Source organism: Pantoea sp. CTOTU50773 (assembly GCF_032082325.1).
GTDB lineage: Bacteria > Pseudomonadota > Gammaproteobacteria > Enterobacterales > Enterobacteriaceae > Pantoea > Pantoea communis.
On sequence record NZ_DAMDQC010000024.1, the window covers coordinates 1 to 14,729 of the forward strand.

15 protein-coding genes are annotated in these 14,729 nt (G+C 53.7%); 5 read left to right on the plus strand and 10 right to left on the minus strand.

Annotation, left to right across the window (positions count from 1 at the left end; translation table 11 throughout):
- The 7 genes from RT340_RS05960 to RT340_RS05990 form a co-directional block, all read right to left on the minus strand.
- Positions 1–428 (minus strand): MFS transporter (locus RT340_RS05960; protein ID WP_313374758.1); only part of this gene is annotated, 428 nt, incomplete at its 3' end.
- 140 nt (positions 429–568) lie between these two features.
- The gene (locus RT340_RS05965) at positions 569–1,510 is read right to left on the minus strand and encodes a sugar kinase (protein WP_211728889.1); all 942 of its coding nucleotides are present in this window, start codon (positions 1,508–1,510) and stop codon (positions 569–571) included.
- 7 nt (positions 1,511–1,517) lie between these two features.
- Positions 1,518–2,267: a sugar phosphate isomerase/epimerase family protein gene (locus RT340_RS05970; protein WP_211728888.1), complete on the minus strand. Its 750-nt coding sequence runs from the start codon at positions 2,265–2,267 to the stop codon at positions 1,518–1,520.
- Between the two features lie 155 nt (positions 2,268–2,422).
- The gene (locus RT340_RS05975; RefSeq protein WP_097118443.1) at positions 2,423–3,448 is read right to left on the minus strand and encodes a LacI family DNA-binding transcriptional regulator; all 1,026 of its coding nucleotides are present in this window, start codon (positions 3,446–3,448) and stop codon (positions 2,423–2,425) included.
- 58 nt (positions 3,449–3,506) lie between these two features.
- Positions 3,507–4,511: a LacI family DNA-binding transcriptional regulator gene (locus RT340_RS05980; protein WP_211728887.1), complete on the minus strand. Its 1,005-nt coding sequence runs from the start codon at positions 4,509–4,511 to the stop codon at positions 3,507–3,509.
- A gap of 161 nt (positions 4,512–4,672) precedes the next feature.
- A complete protein-coding gene (locus RT340_RS05985) occupies positions 4,673–5,335 on the minus strand; it encodes an OmpA family lipoprotein (RefSeq protein WP_211728886.1) in 663 nt (220 codons plus the stop codon).
- A 110-nt stretch (positions 5,336–5,445) separates the two neighbouring features.
- Positions 5,446–6,006 (minus strand): DNA-3-methyladenine glycosylase I, encoded by a 561-nt coding sequence (locus tag RT340_RS05990; RefSeq protein ID WP_211728885.1) that lies wholly within the window; start codon positions 6,004–6,006, stop codon positions 5,446–5,448.
- A 142-nt stretch (positions 6,007–6,148) separates the two neighbouring features.
- Here RT340_RS05990 and RT340_RS05995 point away from each other — a divergent pair, with 142 nt between their 5' ends.
- From RT340_RS05995 to RT340_RS06010, 4 genes are all read left to right on the plus strand, one after another.
- Complete coding sequence (locus RT340_RS05995) at positions 6,149–6,841, plus strand: autotransporter domain-containing protein (RefSeq protein ID WP_211728884.1); 693 nt, start codon at positions 6,149–6,151, stop codon at positions 6,839–6,841.
- 92 nt (positions 6,842–6,933) lie between these two features.
- Entirely contained in the window at positions 6,934–7,470 is a 537-nt protein-coding gene (dnaT, locus tag RT340_RS06000; protein ID WP_211728883.1) for a primosomal protein DnaT, read from the plus strand.
- Positions 7,470–8,210 carry a DNA replication protein DnaC gene (gene dnaC, locus RT340_RS06005; RefSeq protein WP_034829969.1) on the plus strand — a complete coding sequence of 247 codons (741 nt, stop codon included), beginning with the start codon at positions 7,470–7,472 and terminating at the stop codon, positions 8,208–8,210. The genes dnaT and dnaC overlap by 1 nt, the downstream gene beginning before the upstream one ends.
- A 16-nt stretch (positions 8,211–8,226) precedes the next feature.
- Positions 8,227–9,360: an ROK family protein gene (locus RT340_RS06010; protein ID WP_211728882.1), complete on the plus strand. Its 1,134-nt coding sequence runs from the start codon at positions 8,227–8,229 to the stop codon at positions 9,358–9,360.
- A 15-nt stretch (positions 9,361–9,375) separates the two neighbouring features.
- Here RT340_RS06010 and RT340_RS06015 read toward each other — a convergent pair whose 3' ends face one another.
- Positions 9,376–10,839, minus strand: coding sequence for a sugar porter family MFS transporter (locus RT340_RS06015; RefSeq protein WP_211728881.1), 1,464 nt, complete (start codon positions 10,837–10,839; stop codon positions 9,376–9,378).
- 403 nt (positions 10,840–11,242) lie between these two features.
- On the opposite strand from RT340_RS06015, the gene RT340_RS06020 reads away from it, so the two are divergent.
- Complete coding sequence (locus tag RT340_RS06020) at positions 11,243–12,235, plus strand: LacI family DNA-binding transcriptional regulator (RefSeq protein ID WP_034829964.1); 993 nt, start codon at positions 11,243–11,245, stop codon at positions 12,233–12,235.
- Positions 12,236–12,304: 69 nt separating this feature from the next.
- Here RT340_RS06020 and RT340_RS06025 read toward each other — a convergent pair whose 3' ends face one another.
- Both RT340_RS06025 and RT340_RS06030 read right to left on the minus strand, forming a co-directional pair.
- On the minus strand, positions 12,305–13,345 hold the full coding sequence (locus tag RT340_RS06025) for an acyltransferase family protein (protein WP_211728880.1): 1,041 nt from the start codon (positions 13,343–13,345) through the stop codon (positions 12,305–12,307).
- A gap of 238 nt (positions 13,346–13,583) precedes the next feature.
- Positions 13,584–14,717, minus strand: a complete 1,134-nt coding sequence (locus RT340_RS06030) for an EpsG family protein (protein WP_160833324.1) — start codon at positions 14,715–14,717, stop codon at positions 13,584–13,586.
- Between the last annotated feature and the right edge of the window lie 12 nt (positions 14,718–14,729).

Sequence of the window (14,729 nt, forward strand, 5' to 3'; positions counted from 1 at the left end):
AGGAAAGGATTGGCGCGCGAACGGGCCGAGTTAGGGAACCAGTGACTGGGGTAAAGCAGCATCGCCGGCATCACCGCCGCTTCCAGCACGCCAAGCACGAAACGAATCGCTGCCAGCATCGGAAGGTTGCTTACCACGCCGGTTAATGAGGCACAGCCGCCCCACAGAATCAGGCACCAGAAAATCAGCTTCTTCACGCTGCGGCGTTCGGCATACACCGCGCCGGGGATCTGGAAGAAGAAATAGCCAAGGAAGAACAGGGCACCCAACAGCGATGACATGCCTTTGGTGATGCCGAGATCGTCATTAATCCCTGCGGCAGAGGCGAAGCTAAAGTTCGCCCGGTCCAGATATGCCAGACTGTAGGTGATAAACACGATGGGCATGATAAACCACCAGCGTTTTGGCGCGATTGTCTGCGATTTCATGGGTGACTCCTCTGTTTTGAGGCGGGCACATTCAATGGATGCGCCTCGAAATAATCGGGTTTTGTAGAGACAGACGGATTAACCAGGTACACCTGAATGCGTACCCTCCTGCAGGGTCACCGATTAAGGCAACCGCTTAATTAAAAATCGCCCAGCGCCGCGCGCGTCGGCAGGCCTTCACTGTCGCCGGCGACCTGAATCGCCAGCGAACCAATCTTGTTACCGCGCAGAATCGCCTGTGGCAGCGATTTGCCTTCCAGCAATGCGCTGATCAGGCCCACGGCAAAACCATCGCCCGCGCCTACGGTATCCACCACGTTATCGACGAGAATCGGTGCGACATTGCCCTTTTCACCGTCGGCAGTTTTGTACCAGGCGCCGTCGCAGCCGGTTTTGATCACCACAGCCCGTACACCTTTATCCAGATAGAAATCGGCGATGGCTTCTGGCTGACGATAGCCGGTCAGAATGAACCCTTCTTTCTCACCCGGCAGCACCCAGTCTGCGTACTCTGCCAGCAGATTCAGCTGCTTACGCATTTCCTCCTCGCTGCGCCATAACACCGGGCGCAAATTCGGATCGAAGGAGATGGTTTTGCCGCGCGAACGCATCTCTTTGGCCGCATGTTTGGTCAACTCAAGCGAGCTGTCGGAGAGGGCGGCGGCCACGCCGCTCAGGTGCAGGTGGCGCGCGCCACCAAAATAATCCGCATTAAAATCGTCTGGTGACAGATGGCTGGCGGCGGAGCCTGCACGGAAATATTCCACTTCAGGATCGGAACCGTCATCGACGCGCGACTTGAGCTGAAAACCGGTGCGATAGCGGGTATCGGTGGTCACACTGTGATGATCGACCTTCTCTTTCGCCAGCTGTTGCAGCGTAAAACGGCCGAAACTGTCATCGCCGACGCGGCTGACCCAGCCGACCTGTAAACCAAGGCGCGCCAGGCCGATGGCTACATTCAGTTCGGCACCGGCAATACGTTTGACGAAGCCCTCTGCGGCGGCGAGATCCCCGCTTTGCTGAGCGATAAACATCGCCATCGCTTCGCCAATCGTGACCACATCCAGTTGCTTCATCATCGACTCCTTACAGCGCACGCAGCAATTCAACGTAATGGCGTGTCACGGCCAGCAGATCTTCGCCTTCGAGTGGGAACTCGATGCCGCGCGGCGCATCAGCAGGCAGTGCGTTAAGCAATGTGCGCCAGCTGCCGTCGGTTTCGTCCAGCGCCACCGCACGGAAGCTCTCGCCATGTGGCACCGCGGCTTTCACGTGAATGTAGCTGACGTAACGGCTGAGCTGCGCTGCGGCCTGCAAAGCGTCTTCGCCGGTCCACTGCCAGTTGCCCATGTCGAAGGTCATATCCAGCGGCAGGGCGGCATCGCAGGCACGATGGAAGAAGGTCTGCATCGGGGCCAGTTTGCTGTCTGGCGTTTGATCGTTTTCCACCACCACGGTTACTGGCGATGCGGCGAGTACCTCAACCAGCGCAGCGTCGGAGAGATCGACAAAATGGCCGAGGGCGATTTTCAAACGCTTAGCGCCAATCTGTTCGGCTTCCAGCAGGAACTGCCCCAGACGAGGGTTGAGCGAGCCATCTTCCAGCCACAACGCTTCCGGCACCGAGTAGCTGGCACTCAGCTGCTGTTGAGCAATTGCCTCGTTGAGCGAGTGCAGTCTCAGCAGATCATCTTCGCTGAATAGCTCACGACGGATTTCTACGCCATCCGCGCCAGCGGATTTGATCAGCGGCAGCAGGGCGGTTTGACCACCCAATTCAGCGACTTTGTGCGTGCCGTAGGCGGCGGTGACCACGATGATTTCCGGATGTGCCATGTTGTCTCTCCATTGAACTCGGAAGGATGCGGTCTGAGCCGCCCGTTGTTTTAAATCGATGTCTTAAAAAAAACCTAAATGGAACCGGTTCCAAATGAAAGAAAGAGAGTGTGGAATTATGATCCTGCTCACGAAGTGAGCCGGAGAAAGGGGGATTAACGCAGCGGCTGGCTGGAGCCGCGCACAATGAGCTCACCGGGGAAAACCTGCTCATTGATCGGCTGCTCATTACCGTCAATGCGTGAGATCACCTGTTCCAGCGCCGCATAGCCAATTTGCCAGGTGGGCTGTTTCAGGGTGGTGATGCCCACGCCCGCCAGTGCGGCCCACTCCAGCTCATCAAAACCAAGCAGGCCAATGGTTTCACCCCAGCGCTGTTCGAGCCGCTGCAAGGCGCGCGCCACCTGCAAGGTCAGGGCTCCGTTGGCGGCCATCACCGCGCAGCGTTTGTCACTGTGGCGTTGCTGGAATGTCCGCAGCACCTGCTCCAACTGTTCTGGCTGATGCAGGGGGACTTCGGCGTTTTCCGCCATCACGCCGGCGTGGGCTTTACAGGTGTCATAGAACGCGCCGAGTCGTTCACGGCGGGTGTTAACGCTACCCAAGGGTTCGCTGAGGAACAGCAGGGCATCGTAACCGTTGTCCAGCAGATGCTGGGTGGCAATTTGCGCGGCTTCGGGGTTATTCAGGCCAACCACATCACAGGCGAAGTCAGGAATTTTACGGTCAATCAGCACCATCGGCAGCATCGACTGCTGCAGGCGCTTCAGCACCTCTTCGTGCATCCCGACCGCGTTCACCACGATGCCCTCAACCTGATAGCTGCTCAGCAGTTGCAGATAATACTGCTCGCGATCGACTTCGTTGTTGGTGTTACACATCAGCAGCGTAAAGCCCTGCGCACGGCAGGCCGCTTCGATACCGCTCAGCACATCCACGGAATAGGGATTGGTAATATCCGCGATAATCAGGCCAATCAGCCGCGTGCGGCCACGCTTCAGGCCGCGTGCCATCTGGCTGGGACGATAATCGAGGTCGGCAATCGCCTGTTCAATACGGGCTTTGAGATCGGGCGAGAGCAGATTCACTTCGCCATTAAGATAGCGGGAAACGCTGGTTTTACCGGTTTTTGCCGTGCGGGCAACGTCACTGATTGTGGCTCGTGGCGGCCTGGTCTTCATCGCGTACACCTGAATAATAAAATCAGGCGAAGACTATCACAGCGCGGCGCGCACGCAATCATTGTGCATCAGAAGTGAGGCGCAACATCGGTTGCCACAGCGTCTGGAGCTCCTCAAGCGGTGCACCTTCCAGCAGTTGCAGCACCATTTCGGCCACGCGTTCGCCAATGCGCTGCTGCGATAGCTGCAAAATCGCGTTCACCGGATGATCGATAATGGAGTCATGCGGCAAGCCATCGTAGACATAGAGGGGGATCGCCCGCGCGCCGCTTAAACGGTCGGCCTGCTGCAACGCGATGGCCGCGCCTTCACCCAGCGGCGCACAATCCGTGATGATGGCTTGAGGCGCGATATCCTGCGCCAGCCAGCGCTGTGTTTGCTGGTAACCGGCACGACGTGTTACCGGCAGCGCGGCCAGCATCGTTGGCGCGATAGGTGGTTGATGCTGTGTGAGGGCATCGATAAAGCCGTGGCGACGATCGAGGATATACGTGCAGGGCTCGTTGCCGCCAAGATAGGCAAGCCTTGTCAGCCCTTGTTGCAGGCAGTGTTCAGCGGCCAGCAAGGTGCCTGCATGATTATCGTAATCAAACCAGGCATAAGGTTGCGGCAGCTGGCTGCGGCCCAGCGTGAGAAAGCGATAGCCTTTCTGCTGCAAACGCTGCAGACGGATATCATGCGGTTGGGTATGGGTGAGAATCAACGCATCCAGCGCGCCACTGCGCAGCAAGCGCATCAGCGTGCGGTGCTTATCCTGCGGTTTATCCGGCAGGATCATCAGATCAATGTCATGCTGAGCAAGGCGTTGATCCAGCGTCAACAGCATTTCACTGTAATAGCTGTCATTCAAAGAGGCAGTGCTGACCGGGAAAACCAGCCCGACGGCATTGGCGCGCCCGGTCTTCAGACGGCGCGCGGCATCATTCGGACGATAGCCGCGTGAAGTGGCTTCTTCTTCAATACGTTTACGCGTGGCGGCCGCAACATCGTCATAGCCATTTAGCGCACGACTCACGGTGGTAACAGAGAGGCCGAGGGTAGCGGCAATGGCTTTGAGCGACATGATGACGTTTTCCACCGATCAAATTTTGATCACGCTAGCATAAAGTATTTCACGGCTCTATTGGTTGACGATTATAGAGCGTTATCTGATACAAAAAGCGTCAATTGCGGTGTAAAAACGTGCGGAAAAGCCGATCTGCAGAAACAGATCGGCGAGCGGGATTAACCCAGTGGACTCAGCGTGATCTCGACGCGGCGGTTTTGTGCTTTACCCGCTTCGGTGCTGTTGCTGGCCACCGGATTATCCGGGCCCATGCCCTGCGTGCGCAGACGGTTCTGGGCTACGCCTTGCAGAATCAGGCCGCTGGCCACGCTATCCGCACGCTGTTGCGACAGGCGCATATTCAGCGCGCGCGTACCGGTGCTGTCGGTGAAGCCCACCACATTGACGGCGGTTTTAGGATACTCTTTCAGCACCATCGCGACACCTGTTAAGGTGTTAGCACCTGCGGGTTTCAGGTTGCTGCTGTTAGAGTCAAAGGTGACGTTATTCGGCATATTCAGCACGATGTTATCGCCCTGACGCGTCACGCTGACGCCAGTACCGCGCATTTTATCGCGCAGCTTCGCTTCCTGCACATCCATGTAATAGCCGACGCCACCGCCCAGCGCCGCACCGGATGCGGCACCAATCAGCGCGCCTTTGCCGCGATCTTTCTTCGACGATGACAACACGCCAACGCCTGCACCCAGCACGGCACCTAAGCCCGCGCCGATGCCGGATTTCCCGGCCTGCGATTCGCCGGTATAAGGATTGGTGGTACAACCGGACAGCATAACGCTGCCGCTGAGTAACAAGGCCAGCGTCAAACTACGCTTTTTCATTGAAAATCCCTCACAAAGTCACACGGGGAAAATGCCCCAAAACGGCACTATTATGCCGTTCAATAATGGGGAAATGCGTGAGGGTCAGTCTTAAAGTGTAAAGTTTTGCGTTAAAGATTATCAGGATGGCAGAAACAGCTGGTTTGATGATCGTTAATCAGCCCACACGCCTGTATAAATGAATGGCAGGTTGTGGGACCGACGAATTTAAAACCACGCTTCTTTAACGCCTTAGAGAGCGCAATGGCAGGCTCGGAGGTGGTGGGCGCCAGCTTGTAATCGGCGAAACGGTGCAAAATCGGCTGATTATCGACGAATGACCAGATAAAGCGTGAAAAGTCTTCGCCTTCCGCTTCCAGCGCCAGCATGGCTTTGGCGTTATTGATGATCGCCTCCAGCTTGCCGCGATGACGAATTAATCCGCTGTCTTGCAGCAAGCGCAGCATGTCTGCCTCATCCATCAACGCCACGGCCTGAGGATCAAATTCGTGGAACGCGCGACGATAGTTCTCACGTTTCTTGAGCACGGTGATCCACGACAAACCCGCCTGTTGTCCCTCAAGGCAGATCATTTCAAATAAGGCCCGCTTATCAGTTTGCGGCACACCCCACTCATTATCGTGGTACGCCAGATAGAGTGGATCCTGTGTTACCCAGCCACAACGTTGCATATTACTCTCCCTAAGCATGAGGAAAATACAGTTAATCCCTTGACGTATTACAGAATCGATTAATAGTTAATCAATGGGTGCCGATAATCAATAAACCTGAATCTTAACGCCCGTATCCTTTCTGGCTCGTCAGGAGTCTTTCATGTTGCAGAAAAGTGAGTGGACAGGCCAGCACAATCTCATGCTGGCTTTTGGCAGTGTGTGGCTGTTATTTGCGGCGCTGCCGGCTTACGCATGGGATGAATCGGGCGCGGATTATGTGCCGGATTACAATGCGATACTTGCTGAAAAGATTTCCAGTCATCACCTGATGTTGACAGAAGATCGTGACACCAGCCTGATGGATGCCGCGCTTAATTCACCGGATGAGAGCGCGATGGTGCTGCACAGTGAAAAAGCCAGCGTGGGGAATGCCCCCTTTGCTAACCGCTATTCGGCAGGCTGGCAGATGCCGATGAGTGCGACGCTGCGCACCGGTCCGGTGGCGCAATTCGCGGTGGATGATTCGCGAGTGAGTTGCCCGAAGTGTGAATTTGTCGATGGCAATCACGCCGGATATATTGCCTCACTGGGCTGGCGAGCTGATTCCACCCTTGACTGGATTTCACCCTGGGCACAGGTTAGCTACAGCCATCAATTGAGTGATGAAAATGCGTCATCGCTGCGCGATCGCCCCGAGGAGATCGGCCATGAAAGCAACTGGGTGGATGTCAGCGTGGGGGCCAATGTGCCGTTTGGGCAAAATATGGCGGCTTTCGCCTCCTTCTCGCAAACCGGGGCGGTGGTCAGCGGTGAGCAGTTTATTTACAGCCTTGGCGTCAGCGCCAGCTTCTAAATCCTGCGCGATCCATCGCGTTAAAACAGGTACACTGACCACTTAGCGCTAAACCTATCGGCGCTCCGGGTTGGTCAACGTCAGGTTTCTTCATGTCAGTTAAAATCTTATCTTCAACGCTGGTGGGGCTGGATGGCTTTTGCCAGGATCCGCTTGCCGTGTTGCAGCAGGCCGATAACGGCGTGCTGGCGGTGCTGCACAACAATGCGCCCGCTTTTTATGCGCTGACACCGCAGCGTCTGGCACAGTTGCTGGCGCTGGAAGCCGCAGTGCAGCAGCCAAATGATGTCACGCTGGATGACAGCCTGTTCCATACCGATGCGGCACCGATTGCCACACCGGTAGGCAAGTTTGCCATGTACGCGGGCTGGCAGCCGGATCACGATTTTCAGCGGCAGGCCGCCATCTGGGGTGTGGCGCTGAATGAACCGGTCACCGCAGCCGAACTGGCTACCTTTGTGGCTTACTGGCAGGCCGAAGGCCGACTGTTCCATCATGTGCAGTGGCAGCAGAAACTGGCGCGCAGCGTACAAATGAACCGCGCTGCTAATGGCGGTCAGCCCAAGCGCGATGTCACCCAGATCAGCAATACTCAATATGATATTCCCGATGGATTCCGAGGTGAGTGATGAAAACGCCGAACGATCTTTTCAGTCGCCTGAAAAAATTTATGCCTGCGGATGTGCAGCCGAAATTTAAAAACGGTGAAGAGCTGCTGGCGTGGAATCAGGAGCAGGGCCGTCTGCGCTCCGAAGCCATCGTGCGCGAAAACCGCGCCATGAAAATGCAGCGTATCATGGGGCGTTCCGGTATCCGTGAGCTGCACATGAACTGCTCGTTTGATAACTATCGTGTCGAGAATGATGGTCAGCGCAAAGCACTCGCGCTGGCGCGGGAGTATGCCGCCGGGTTCGACAACAGCATCGCCAGCTTCGTGTTTTCTGGCCGCCCTGGCACCGGAAAAAACCATCTGGCCGCCGCCATCGGTAACGACCTCATTCTGCGTGGCAAAAGCGTATTGATTGTCACCGTGGCCGATTTGATGTCGAGCATGAAAGGCACCTTCAGCGGTGGCAGCGACATCACCGAAGAGCGCTTGCTGCAGGATCTTAGCCATGTGGATCTGCTGGTGATCGATGAGATCGGCATGCAGAGCGAATCCCGCTACGAAAAAGTGATCATCAATCAGATTGTCGATCGTCGCTCATCGTCAAAACGCCCAACCGGCATGTTGTCGAATCTGGACCCGGCGGGAATGAACGGCTTATTAGGTGAGCGCGTGATGGATCGTATGCGTCTCGGCACCAGTTTGTGGGTGCGCTTCGATTGGGAAAGCTATCGCAGCCGTGTACGCGGTGATGAGTATTGAGTCAGGTGGGCGCGCGATGAAAGTAGCCGGTAAAGGCCCCGCATTACTTCGATTAAACAACCTTAAGCGCGTGATGACGCAACTGCGTAGCACACGTATTACTTCCCGCCAGGATATCGCGCTGGCGCTGCAGCTGAGTAAAAACACCGTATCCCTGATTGTGGATGATTTGCTGGCGCAGGGCCTGATTCACGAACTCGGCCCGGTGAGCGTGGCAGCGGCTGGACGCCCAAAAATCGAAATTTCGCTACGCGCGGAAAAGCTAAAAAGCGCCGGCATCATGGTGGAGCGCAACGCCATTCACTGGCGCGTCTGTGATTATTTCTCGCAGGTGATTGCGGAACAGACCTGGCAAACGGCGACCGCCGATCCTGAGCAGCTGCTGCGTGAGCTGGAGGAAGTGTGCCAGACCTTGCACGCCGCGCATCCTGAACTGCTGGGCATCGCCGTAGGCTTTCCCGGCATTATCGATCCACAGCGCGGCAGGGTGCATTTTTCCGCCCATCTTGGCTGGCAGGATGTCGATGTTTTGACGCCGCTGGTCAGCGCCTGCCGTTTGCCGCTGCGCATTATGCATAACGTCAAAGCCGCTGCGCTGCTCTCGGTGGAGCAACTCGATCTGGATAGAGCACAAAGCCATTTTTATCTGCGTATCGGTGAAGGGGTTGGCGGTGCGCTGGTGGAACAGGGCGAAGTGTTTGTCGGCAGCAGCTGGACCGCCGGGGAGATTGGTCATTTGCAGGTGCAACCGAAAGGGCTGCGTTGTAGCTGTGGACGTTCAGGCTGCCTGGAAACGCTGATCAGTCAGCCCGCAATTCAACAGCAGTTGGGGCAGCGTAAAACAGGACTGCGCTGGCAGAATGCCGCCAGTGAACCGCAGATCGTGAGTGAAGTGATGGCGTTCACCGGTCAACATTTGGGCCACGCCCTGAGCCATGTGATGCAGCTGGTGAACCCGGCGAGCATCATTATTGATGGGCCGTGGAATACGCATCCTGCCTTTATCCAGGCGGTTGAAGAAACGGCGCAGGCCAGCACGCTGGCCTTTACCTTCTCCCACACGCAGCTGCATTTCCTGCCGCAGCGTATTGATCCTGCCAACGGTTTGGCGCTGGCGGTGATTGAGCAATATGAGCGCGCCATCTCTTAGGCGCGCTTCATCACATTAATGCCGTGGAATATCAAATGACTCGCTGGATTTGGTCGTTGAGGTGCTCTGTGGCAAATCAGCCTCAACGTTAAACTTCTCCAGCACCAGCCCATGAATTTTCTCCAGCGACACGCCCGCGGTCTCTGGCAGGTAGCGGAAGGTAAAGAAGTACATTCCCAGAGAGAAAATCGCGAACAGCAGCAGAGGGAAACCACCGTGGAACAGATCCAGCAGCATCGGGCTGCTGTTCATGATCGGGAAAGTACTGCTGATCACAAAGTTCGCCAGCGACATGGCACAGATGGAAATCCCGACGCAGATCGAACGAATTTCGGTAGGGAAGATTTCGCCCAGCACGGTCCAGACAATCTGGCCCCAGGTCATGCCAAAGAAAATCATATAGGCAAACAGACCCACCACCGCCAGCATACCCGGCAGGTGATAATAGAACGCGATGAACGAGTAAGCGAGGCAGATGCAGGAGGTGATAGCCCCCAGCAGCAGCAGCTTACGGCGGCCAATTTTATCAATCACCATCATGCCCGCCAGCACGCCAATAAACTGACAAATCGACAGCCAGAAGGTCTGCAGCAACGCCGAATCGGTGCTGCCCGCCACGTTCTTCAGCAATGTCGGACCGAAGTACTGAATGACGTTAATGCCGCTGATCTGGTTACCGACCGCCAGACCGATACCGATGATCAACAGCGGAATGGTGGTTTTATCCAGGCGCAGGCGCGATTTATGTTGGTGTGCGGTTTTGTCTGAGAACGAGTGTTTGATTTCATTGAACACGCTCTCGGCATGCTCGCGGTTGGAAATTTTGGTCAGCGTATCCAGCGCTTCATCGTATTTGCCCTTGAGCACATTCCAGCGCGGAGATTCCGGGATAAAGGCGATGAAAAAGATGAACAGTGCACAAGGCACCAGTGCAGTAGCCAGAATATAACGCCAGCCCATGTTGATCATCACCTCGGGCAGCGTCGATTTGGTGATGAAGTAGTTGGTCAGTAACACCACCGATTGTCCACCGACACAGCATACCGCATAGAGTGCAGTGGTACGGCCGCGAAACTTCGAGGGCGACAGTTCCGCGAGGTAAATCGGCGAAATCACCGAGGCGAGGCCAATCGCCAGCCCACCAATGATGCGGAACAGCACAAACACCGTGAAGTTGTGGGCGATGGCGGTGCCGATCACCGAAACGGTGAACAGCAACGCGGTAATGGCGAGCGATTTTTTGCGTCCGAGTTTGTCGCTCAGTCGCGGGGCAATAAAGCAGCCTACTAAGCTACCCAGCAGAATGTTGGAAACGGCCCAGCCGATTTCTGCGGGGGTTAACTGGAAATATTCACTTAAAGGTTCGATTGCACCGGAGATAATTGAAGAGTCATAGCCCATTAGCAGTCCGCCAAATGCCGCGACGGTACAGCAGAGTATGACGTACTTCATGTTGTAGCGTTTTTGCCTGGTATCCATTGTTATAGCCCCTTGTCTCTACGGCCTGAACGTTACGTGTTCAGAAAGAGGAGTGGTGTAGGTTATCGATGTTCAGCGTTTTTCACTCAAGGTCATCGCGTTGGAATATATGTTCTAAATGATGGTTTTTAGATCATTTTTTCCAGAAAGTGTGAACGACGTTGCGAAAATTGCTGATGGCAATATTCACGGTAGGGCCATATTTGGCTGAAATGATAGGTTTTTTATCAGAGGCGAGAGGCGTGATATGACTATTCTTGTTTTTTCTTGCAACGGTGTGAAATTTTTATTCTGTAATGTGACGCTGATTTCTCTCTCTGAGGGAGGTTAAGCGTAGGTTTCATTTTTTGCCGGGCAACGGGCATAATACGTTGATTGACAGGCCATCTTTGCGGACGTCGCAATGAAAACGCAGCGCATCACTCTGGACGATATTGCTACCCTGGCGGGCGTCACCAAAATGACGGTAAGCCGTTATTTACGTACCCCGGAAAAGGTTAAAACGGAAACGGCGGAGAAAATCGCCAGCGTCATGGCTGAAATCGGCTACGTCCCCGATAGCGACAACACCACCGCAACCAAACAGAGTCAGCCGCGTATTGGCGTGCTGGTTCCTTCGTTTAACAACCAAATCTTTGCCGATCTGCTGGCGGGCATTGAGTCGGTCACCAGTGCGCACGGCTATCAGACGCTGGTGGTCAATTACGACTACAACGCCCAGCGTGAAGAGGAGCAGATCGCCACCGTGCTGGCGTTCAATATCAAAGGGCTGATCCTCACCGAATCCGTGCACACGGTGCGCGCCGAGAAATACCTCAATGCCGCCAATATTCCGGTGGCGGAAGTGATGGGGCTGACGGAAGCCAGCGGGCGGATCAACGTCGGTTTTGATAACTATCGCGCCGGTTACGATATGACATCGATGCTGCTGGCCAGCGGCAAACAGCGCGTCATCTATTTTGGTTCGATGTCCGATCGCCGCGATGAGCAGCGCTATGCGGGTTATCGTGATGCGGTAGAAGCGGCGGGCTTCCCGGCGGGAAGAATTGTGCCGAACAAGGTCTCTTCAGTATCGATTGGTACGGGCATGATGACGCTGGCACGCCAGCTCTATCCGGAAATGGACGCGATTCTCTGCACCAATGATGATTTAGCTGTCGGCGTATTGCAGGAGTGTCAGGCAGCCGGAATTGCCGTGCCACAGACGATGGCGATTGCCGGTTTTCACGGGCTGGAGATTGGCCAGGCCACCACGCCGCGTTTAGCCAGCGTGATCACGCCACGTTTTGAGATGGGTAAAGTCGCCACCGAGATTGTGCTGAAGAAGATTAACCAGCAGCCGACTATTGAACAGGTCAATCTGCATTATCGACTCTCGATGGGAGCGACTATCTAAATACGACAAACCCCCTTCAGGTTACCCGGATGGGGGTTTTTTAATGGCCTGACTATTCAGTCAAACGGGTCAATCACGCGCGGTGGTGGTTGGTGGCGTAATCGATGGCTGAGCGTGATGCGCTCGTTTCAGGAAACGACTCTCCAGCAAATTCCACGAGGTGTAAGCCAGCGCGAGCGTAATCACGATGGTCAATCCCAGCCCCAGGAAGGCATTGATATCGAACACGCCGAAATGTTGCAGGACCTGAATGATCGGCCAGTGGTAAAGATACATGCCATAGGAAAGATCGCCGTACTGACTGATTTTGATCTCTTTGCACAGATTGGTGCAGAACAGAATCACCACGGAAGAGAACGCTACTGGCTCGACAATAAAGGCATAATCGGTCGACTTAAACAGCAGGAACACCACCAGAGAAATAATCGTAATCTCTTTCAGGCGATCAAAGGTCGGTTGGTGCACCGCCAACAGGCTACCAAAGAAGAAGTAAGATGAGAGTGCGACAAACTGCTTCGCTAAAGTATCGGCTTTCGGACCGGTGTACACCGAAGTGAAGTAGAAGAACCAGGCGCATGAGATAACGAAGATCGCGCCCCACACTTTAAGAGGGTTTTTCTTCATCATCGGAACAATCAATGGCAGCAGGACATACAGCGTCAACTCAGCTTTGATGGTCCACAGCGATCCATCCATCGGCTGATTCGGGTTGTTGGTGAACACGCCGGGCAACGACGCCTGAATGAAGTTTAGGAAAGAGAAGTTAGCGACGAGATACTTGATAGTTTCTTTATTTTTCAGGAAATCCATCAGCGGTAGCGTCGTAAGGCACATCCCAATCACAAAGCACAGAATGATGACAAATATATAAGCCGGCAAGATACGTTGCGCACGCTTAATAAAATAGGACGTGAGTGATTTGCTTCTTAAGTAACTTTTTGCAATAAGAAAACCACTTATTGCGAAAAAACCTTTTACTGCAAAGTCACTATTTAGGAAGTGATCGAGAAAACGAATGTCGACGTTTCTGGTTACTTCTGCGCTATGCACCAGCATCACGATAAAAGCGAGAGAGAATCGGACGATGTCAAAATTGTTTTTTTCGTTCATATTTGCGTTCTTTCATTGAGTGACGTCGCGCCAGAAAAATCAGGGGAAAACAGGTATCGCTCTAATAAGAAAACTCCGAACTCTGCTGGCGCAGTTATGAGCCTATTAGAGGTTTAAAAAAATCAAAAAGCAAGCAATGACCAGGGCCATAAAAACATTCAGACTTTCCTTATGCGTCCATCAGTTTTATCTGAGATTAAAAGAAAAAACGCTAACCAGAGGTTAGCGTTTTGGCGGCTTAGCGGAATATCTTAAAGGTATGTGAAACTTCATAACCGGTAATCGACTGTTTGCTTGAAATGGTATTGTAGTATAGATAATAGAGCACCATTAACACCGTCACGCCAACAGCGAGCAGTTTTTTCAATTTTTTGGTTTCCCAGATACACAGGGAAATAAGCACCGGTTCAACTTGCAGCAGGAAGTTCGCTAAACGACCGCCTGATGCATAATCCTGCAGCGCCATCCTCAGTCCCGCACCAAGCGCGAAGGTAATGACCAGGATGTAATAAGTATTAAACTTTACCGGATCGAAGTTTTTGATTCGGTCACTCAGCAGCATAAAGCTGAAGATAAACACAAAGCCAATATTCTTCAGGTTTGATAGGGTAAAAATCCCCTGATCCTGCGTTGATTCCTGATTAGCATAGCCCATGGCCCTGTCACCTAATCCGCCCAGATGACTGGATAGCAGTGCGATCAGCGCTGAACTCCCCATAAAGGCGAGAGGTAAACTGGCGACGACAATGATAATAGGAATGTATTTGTTTTTCCTGACAATCATCGCCATCGGAATCAGGAGAGCAACAATCCCTGTGGCGTGACTGATGAAGGAAAGAATAAAGGTGGTTATTATCCCGGATTTACTACGACGGGACATGTGATAAACAAAGCCCATTAAGAAGGCGGAACATAAGCCAAATCGAATCTGGTTCATGTCTTTGTTGATAAATAAGTGCGCGGAGTAGACTGCTAAGGCGACAATTGGCAACGGTGTCAGTTTACGGAAATACCATGCGTTAACGCACACGGCAATCACAGTAAAGACATACATAAAGATATCGGGGTTAGCAGTAAATATACGCGTTAATCCCGCAATCGCATATATCGCCGGTTCGTAACGGAATTCATCCGCGGTGCGCCAGAATCCTTCAATAGTAATTTTATCGACGAAATGAACAAAGAAATCACGATACTGGAAATCATCGAGTCCCGTACCCAGACCACGAATGCCGCCGAAAGTAAAAAGCACTACAACGGCAACAAAATAAACGTATGATCTGATTTGTGCTGTGTTTTCATTTTTACTTAACATGACTTCGACGAGAGCGACAAAAGTCAGGCTAAGACTTATGATCCAGTAAATTCCCATGGTCACAGATTC

Coding starts and splice junctions, on each gene's coding strand:
- RT340_RS06020 (WP_034829964.1), top strand. CDS start 11,243: ATGAAAACGCAGCGCATCACTCTGGACGATATTGCTACCCTGGCGGGC.
- RT340_RS05985 (WP_211728886.1), bottom strand. CDS start 5,335: ATGAAAAAGCGTAGTTTGACGCTGGCCTTGTTACTCAGCGGCAGCGTT.
- RT340_RS05990 (WP_211728885.1), bottom strand. CDS start 6,006: ATGCAACGTTGTGGCTGGGTAACACAGGATCCACTCTATCTGGCGTAC.
- dnaC (WP_034829969.1), top strand. CDS start 7,470: ATGAAAACGCCGAACGATCTTTTCAGTCGCCTGAAAAAATTTATGCCT.
- RT340_RS05995 (WP_211728884.1), top strand. CDS start 6,149: ATGTTGCAGAAAAGTGAGTGGACAGGCCAGCACAATCTCATGCTGGCT.
- RT340_RS05975 (WP_097118443.1), bottom strand. CDS start 3,448: ATGAAGACCAGGCCGCCACGAGCCACAATCAGTGACGTTGCCCGCACG.
- RT340_RS05965 (WP_211728889.1), bottom strand. CDS start 1,510: ATGATGAAGCAACTGGATGTGGTCACGATTGGCGAAGCGATGGCGATG.
- RT340_RS06015 (WP_211728881.1), bottom strand. CDS start 10,839: ATGGATACCAGGCAAAAACGCTACAACATGAAGTACGTCATACTCTGC.
- RT340_RS06010 (WP_211728882.1), top strand. CDS start 8,227: ATGAAAGTAGCCGGTAAAGGCCCCGCATTACTTCGATTAAACAACCTT.
- RT340_RS06025 (WP_211728880.1), bottom strand. CDS start 13,345: ATGAACGAAAAAAACAATTTTGACATCGTCCGATTCTCTCTCGCTTTT.
- dnaT (WP_211728883.1), top strand. CDS start 6,934: ATGTCAGTTAAAATCTTATCTTCAACGCTGGTGGGGCTGGATGGCTTT.
- RT340_RS05970 (WP_211728888.1), bottom strand. CDS start 2,267: ATGGCACATCCGGAAATCATCGTGGTCACCGCCGCCTACGGCACGCAC.
- RT340_RS05980 (WP_211728887.1), bottom strand. CDS start 4,511: ATGTCGCTCAAAGCCATTGCCGCTACCCTCGGCCTCTCTGTTACCACC.
- RT340_RS06030 (WP_160833324.1), bottom strand. CDS start 14,717: ATGGGAATTTACTGGATCATAAGTCTTAGCCTGACTTTTGTCGCTCTC.